This is a genomic window from Streptomyces sp., assembly GCF_031178505.1.
Classification (GTDB): domain Bacteria; phylum Actinomycetota; class Actinomycetes; order Streptomycetales; family Streptomycetaceae; genus Streptomyces; species Streptomyces gulbargensis.
In genome coordinates this window covers 1-2,375 of the sequence record NZ_JAPSIW010000917.1, presented here as the reverse complement: position 1 = coordinate 2,375, position 2,375 = coordinate 1, and the positions used below count along the sequence as shown (strand labels likewise).

Here is a 2,375-nt window from a genome sequence, read left to right as displayed (position 1 = left end):
CGTCTCCCGGACGGCCCGGGTACGGGGCAGGGGCGCCGGGCCACCCCGCGGGCGGGACGGGACGGGCGAGACCGCCGGCAACGTCCGGGGACGGGGCATCGGGGTGCCAGGGGGCCGGCCGCCGAGGGGGATGCGAGCTCATGCTCACAGGGTAGATCCCGGAGGCGCTCCCGGGGGACGGGACCCGGAGCTGGAGCGGTTCTTCCCGGAGGACTCCGAGCCGGAGGACGATCCCGCGCAGCACCCCACATGGCCCGACCCTTCCGGCCCGGCTCCTCGCGGGCGCACTCATGCCCAGTTCTGACCACCGCAGCAGAATGTCAAAGATCTTGGACATTGAATGTCAACGATCCCTAACATGTAGCCATGGTTCCCCGAGAGTCCACCACCGCGGCGGCACACCCGGTGCGACAGCGCCGCAAGCAGCAGCGCATCACCCAGGCCCAGCTCGCCGACCTGGTGGGCGTGAGCCGGCAGACCATCATCGCCGTCGAGCAGGGCGACTACGCACCATCGGTGTACCTGGCCCTGCGGATCGCCCGCACGCTGGGGGCGACCGTCGAGGAACTTTTCACCCACGAGACGGGAGAGAGCAAATGACACGCAGGGACAACTTCCTGGACCGCGCGGCACAACGGATCATGGACCTCGACAGTCCGGCCTACGGCGACGAGCGGGAGCGAGCCGTGTTCATGGAGGCCAGCTCCTTCGGACTGACGACCGGACTCTTCATCGGCCTCCTCGGCGCCCTCGTCGCGTCGGTCTTCGGCCTCCTGCTCCTGCCCGTGGTCCTGCTGGTCCTGACGGTCCTCCCCTCGGCCGCGGCCCTCTGGTACGCCGGACGACGGGGCGTGAAACTGCAGGAGCTGGCCGAGAACGCGGGCTCCCGCTCGACGACGGTCAACACCGTCGTCATCGGGGCCGCGATGGTGCTGACCTTCGCCGCCATGACCTACACCGTCCTGACCGGCCACCCGGTGCTGCCGGCACCGTCGCTGGGGGCGACCCCGGGTGAGGGGCTCCTGGGCGGAATGGCACAGGGCGCCCTCATCGGCGGAATGCTCGGCGGGCTCGCCCTGATCATCGGCAGTGTGCGCGACTTCCGGCGGACGAGCCGCCGCCACAGACGGTTCCGCGACTAGGGGACGACATCTCCGGCCGCCCACCCGTCGACGCTCCTGACCCTTCCGCAGCTGCATCTTCCCGGCAGCGCCACCCTGGCCCTGCACCCTCGGGTACCCGGACACGGCCCGGCCAAGTTTTCACGTAATGATTGACACGTCACCGCATATCCATGGAAACGACTGGACAAAGGTCTAGCCTCGAATCAGGAGGTACGGACATGAGAGCGAGAATCGGTGACGTCGTCGCAGGCAGTGGTGCGACGCTGATGGCGGTGACCCTGGCCGGGATGGTCCTCGACCTGAGCGCAGGCGTGGTGCCCGGCGTGGCCCTGACGATGCTGCTCAGCCTCGGGCTGCTGGGGGTGGTCGCCGCCCTGGTGTGGCGTTTCGAGCAGGCGTCGGCCCAGCAGCTGAACTCCGCGCAGTCCCTGCAGGAGGTCCGGCAGCGGCGCACCGAACTGATCCGGCGCCAGCAGGCCGAGAACGGGACCCCCCAGGCATCCATCGCGGCCTGAGGCCCACCCGGCGCGGTCCAGGAACGCAGGTCCCTCGCCGACGGGACGACCGGCGCCCGCACCGTCGTGCGCAGCCTTCGCGCTGAAGGAGAGGAAGCGGCGGATGCATGCACGGATCACCACCTATGACAGCGGCTACCCGGAGGACTACGACGCCGGGCTGGCCGCACTGCGTGCGGAGATCGCTCCCCAGATCCAAGCGCTGCCCGGCTACCGCGGGTCCCTGAGCCTGCTGGACCGGGCCACCGGCCGGTCCCTCTCGATCACGTTCTGGAAGGACGCCGACGCCGTGGCCGCCACCCGGGCCACCGCGGCGCAGATCCGGGAACGAGCGGCGGCGACCTCGGGATCGCGGATCGTGGAGGTGGTGGAGTACGAGGTCTGCCTCACCGACGTCCCCATCCCACCGGCAGGCGGGCCGGGCATCCCCCCGCCGCCGTGAGGCCGGGCCGCTGCCTCGCGGCTAGGCCTGCTCCTCCCCGAGGACGTGCCCCCGCTGCTCGGCGTAGAACTCCGCCTCCGCGGGCTCGGGACGGTCCTGGCCGTTGAGCAGCCGGTGCCACAGCGGATAGTACGCGGGCAGCTGCGACGCCGACGTGATGCGGTCGCGGGCCTCCTGCGGCAGCGTCAGCTCGGCGGCGTCGAGGTCCTCCTGCAGGTGCTCGAACCGCCGCGCGGCGATCACGGTGCCGTCGATGCCCGGGCGGCCGAGGATCCACGAGATCACCACCTGCGG

At 70.9% G+C, this 2,375-nt stretch carries 4 protein-coding genes and 1 pseudogene; 4 read left to right on the top strand and 1 reads right to left on the bottom strand.

Going from position 1 to position 2,375, the window contains the following annotated elements; translation table 11 throughout:
* The first annotated feature begins 366 nt into the window (after window positions 1-366).
* From RIF68_RS34445 to RIF68_RS34430, 4 genes are all read left to right on the top strand, one after another.
* The gene (locus RIF68_RS34445; protein ID WP_309055421.1) at window positions 367-600 is read left to right on the top strand and encodes a helix-turn-helix transcriptional regulator; all 234 of its coding nucleotides are present in this window, start codon (window positions 367-369) and stop codon (window positions 598-600) included.
* Window positions 597-1,142, top strand: coding sequence for a hypothetical protein (locus RIF68_RS34440; RefSeq protein WP_309055419.1), 546 nt, complete (start codon window positions 597-599; stop codon window positions 1,140-1,142). The genes RIF68_RS34445 and RIF68_RS34440 overlap by 4 nt, the downstream gene beginning before the upstream one ends.
* A 200-nt stretch (window positions 1,143-1,342) precedes the next feature.
* Window positions 1,343-1,639: a hypothetical protein gene (locus RIF68_RS34435; protein ID WP_309055417.1), complete on the top strand. Its 297-nt coding sequence runs from the start codon at window positions 1,343-1,345 to the stop codon at window positions 1,637-1,639.
* Between the two features lie 103 nt (window positions 1,640-1,742).
* The gene (locus tag RIF68_RS34430) at window positions 1,743-2,081 is read left to right on the top strand and encodes a hypothetical protein (protein ID WP_309055415.1); all 339 of its coding nucleotides are present in this window, start codon (window positions 1,743-1,745) and stop codon (window positions 2,079-2,081) included.
* A 21-nt stretch (window positions 2,082-2,102) separates the two neighbouring features.
* Here RIF68_RS34430 and RIF68_RS34425 read toward each other — a convergent pair.
* Window positions 2,103-2,375, bottom strand: a pseudogene (locus tag RIF68_RS34425) (hypothetical protein); the annotation flags it as partial.